The organism is Micromonospora sp. DT4, from assembly GCF_049841675.1.
In the GTDB taxonomy this organism is placed as follows: domain Bacteria; phylum Actinomycetota; class Actinomycetes; order Mycobacteriales; family Micromonosporaceae; genus Micromonospora.
Genome location: NZ_JBNCKT010000247.1, coordinates 1 through 2,517, shown reverse-complemented (window position 1 = coordinate 2,517; position 2,517 = coordinate 1). Strand labels below are relative to the sequence as shown.

4 protein-coding genes are annotated in these 2,517 nt (G+C 70.8%); 2 read left to right on the top strand and 2 right to left on the bottom strand.

The genetic code is table 11. The annotated features are described in order from the left end of the window. Window positions 1–226 precede the first annotated feature (226 nt). Both ACLQ24_RS29310 and ACLQ24_RS29305 read left to right on the top strand, forming a co-directional pair. On the top strand, window positions 227–658 hold the full coding sequence (locus ACLQ24_RS29310; protein WP_425894977.1) for a hypothetical protein: 432 nt from the start codon (window positions 227–229) through the stop codon (window positions 656–658). A gap of 47 nt (window positions 659–705) precedes the next feature. After that, complete coding sequence (locus ACLQ24_RS29305; protein WP_425894976.1) at window positions 706–1,023, top strand: hypothetical protein; 318 nt, start codon at window positions 706–708, stop codon at window positions 1,021–1,023. A 366-nt stretch (window positions 1,024–1,389) separates the two neighbouring features. Here the strand turns inward: ACLQ24_RS29305 and ACLQ24_RS29300 are convergent, their stop codons facing one another. Together ACLQ24_RS29300 and ACLQ24_RS29295 are read right to left on the bottom strand one after the other, a co-directional pair. Continuing rightward, entirely contained in the window at window positions 1,390–2,100 is a 711-nt protein-coding gene (locus ACLQ24_RS29300) for an HAD family hydrolase (protein WP_425894975.1), read from the bottom strand. A gap of 39 nt (window positions 2,101–2,139) precedes the next feature. Beyond that, window positions 2,140–2,433 carry a hypothetical protein gene (locus ACLQ24_RS29295; RefSeq protein ID WP_425894974.1) on the bottom strand — a complete coding sequence of 98 codons (294 nt, stop codon included), beginning with the start codon at window positions 2,431–2,433 and terminating at the stop codon, window positions 2,140–2,142. Window positions 2,434–2,517: the final 84 nt, after the last annotated feature.

Below are 2,517 nucleotides of genomic sequence, written 5' to 3'. Positions count from 1 at the left end.
ATAGCGCTCGGGTAACACTCCGGACACCCGTGATGTTCCTACCCCACCAACCATGATCCACAAGACAGGCCCTAGCGTCTTTCCCAGCGCCGCAGCCAGCGCGTTCGCCGCCGACGTCGACACGCCTCCGGCCGACCCAGCCTGCCCGATCGGTTGGTTATCGCGGGAACGCCCCTCCGCGACCGCACCGCTTCGGCAGGATCGTCCCAATGAGGGAGGTGCCGCCGTGCAGGACACCCGCGCTCTCGCCCTGACGTTCGAGGTGAGCGGCCTGCCACCGGTCAAGACCGAAGCGTTGTCCATCTTCGCCGCCGGGCACCGGCAGGCGACCAGGGTCCGCACCCTGCTCCAGGCCGCCCTGGGCGCGGCCCAGCGCACCGGCTGGACGCCGTTGCCCGGGCCGATCGAGGTGGACGTGGTTCTGCGGTGCCCGCCCGGGCACCGTACGTCCGACGCCAGCACGCTGCTCGGCGGCGTCTGCGCGGTGCTCCAGGAAAAGAAGCGCGTCTCCACCATCGGCCTGGCGCATCTCGGCGTCCTGGTGGACGTCGCCCTCTACGACGACGACCGGCAGATCCGCCGTTTGTCGTACCACGAGGAGCCGGCGGAGGAATTCTCCTACCAGGTGCGGGTCGCCGCCGTACCAACCGGCGTTTGACCGACGGCCGCGGTGGGGTATCGCGGACGCCGACGAAGGGAGCACCGATGTCGGAGCCACATGTCACGCTCGACCCGCGCGGGCTCGATCCTGTGCAGCAGAAGCTGCGCGGCCCGTTGGAGGACCAGCTGACCTCGGCTCTCCAGGCGGCCACCGACCGGATTCGCGCCAGCTACGCCGGCGAGCCGGTCGAGCAGGTGTGCCAGCGGCTGTTGGACGAGACCCGCTCCGGTTTGCACCCGGACATCGCGGCCGGCTTCAATCCGGACATGGACGAGTTCTGCCGCGTGGCGATCTCGATCGTCCGCGGCGGCTCGGACGAGCCGGACGCCCGCCACGCCGGCGACGGCCGGCACCGGGCCTAGGCACAGCGATCCGGGGGGCCGGGTCAGGACCGGGTCCGCAACTACCCGGCCCTGACCCCGGCCGTCCGGCGGGGGAGCGGACAACTCCGGCATTTCACACCACGCGCGCGGGGCGTGGCACGACGCCACACGGCTCGGTGGGGAGGCCCGGGCTGCCCTGCACTCAGCTCCACGGTGCCCACCTGTCGGACGCCGATGCGCCCCCGGCACACCCCGAAAGGCCGCGAGCGCCGGCCCAGGCTAGGCCGATCGCGCCGGGCCGGACAAGCGTTGCCGGGCCTGCGACGACGTGACTGATCTTAAGGGCGAGAAGCGGCAGGTGCGCGTAACGCGGCCATGATCGGGGACGCTGTTCGGGTTCGACGGTCAGAAGTGCTTGAGCAGGTCCTGGAAGGCGGCCAGCCGCAGCACGCCGTTGTCGGTCGGGTCCAACTCGTCGTCCTCCAACACCCAGGTGTTCTCGTTCGGGATGAACACCGCGTGGAGACCGGCCGCCCGCGCCGGCAGGATGTCCGACTTCGGGGAGTTACCGATCATCCACGCCCGGGCCGGCTCGAATCCGTGCTCGCGGACCAGCCAGCGGTACGTGTCGACGTTCTTCTCGGCGACGATGTGCGCGGCCCCGAAGTGGTGCAGCAGGCCGCAGGCGTCCAGCTTGCGCTGCTGCTCCTCCCGGTCGCCCTTGGTCAGCAGCAGCAGTTCGTGCCGCTGCGCCAACTCGTCGAGCGCCTCGGCCACACCGGGCATCAGCTCCACCCGGTGCTCCACCAGCGCCCGAGCCAGCCGGTCGATCTCCTGGCGCTCGGCGTCGGTGGCCGGCCGTTCACGCAGCCGCTCCAGGCACTCGCCGAGGCTGCGCAGGAACACCTTGCTGCCGTACCCGTGCGCCACCGCGTTGGCCCGCTCGATGTCGTCCAGGATGGCCCGGATCTCCGTCCGGTCCATCGTGGGATGGTCGATCCAGGCCAGGAAGTCGTGGATCACCCGCTCGAAGACGACGTTGTTCTCCCACAACGTGTCGTCCGCGTCGAAAATCAGCACCTGCGCCCGTCGGCGGGCCTCCTGGTCCGCGGTCATGCCGGCCCCTCTCGCGATCATGCTCGTGCGGACGCGACTCTAGGGCATCCCGCCCCGGGCCCCTACCGGGTTCCCGTCCGCCGGGCAGGGCCACCACAGTAGCCGCTCCGTGATCATCGCTTCCCGCTCCTCCTGCGCCTCAGGGCGTAGGCGACCACCCCGGGTGAGCATGACGACGCCGTGCAGCAGGCTCCAACCCACCTCGGCGAGCGTGTCCGGGTCACGGCCCTGGGCCAGTGGGAGCAGGGCCGCCCGCAGCGCGGCGAAGACGGCTCGCGGCGCCGCGGGCACCCCGGCCGCGCCGAGGGCGAGGTCCGGGGTCAGCGCGAGCATCGCGTCGTAGAGACTGTCGGGTAACTGGGTGGGGGCGGAACGTCACGCCGAGACACGTCGATGGAAGGTCCTCGACAAATAGAT

What these genes read in the sequence shown, in the direction of transcription:
- ACLQ24_RS29305 (WP_425894976.1), top strand. Translation starts at nt 706, where the DNA reads ATGTCGGAGCCACATGTCACGCTCGACCCGCGCGGGCTCGATCCTGTG.
- ACLQ24_RS29300 (WP_425894975.1), bottom strand. Translation starts at nt 2,100, where the DNA reads ATGACCGCGGACCAGGAGGCCCGCCGACGGGCGCAGGTGCTGATTTTC.
- ACLQ24_RS29295 (WP_425894974.1), bottom strand. Translation starts at nt 2,433, where the DNA reads ATGCTCGCGCTGACCCCGGACCTCGCCCTCGGCGCGGCCGGGGTGCCC.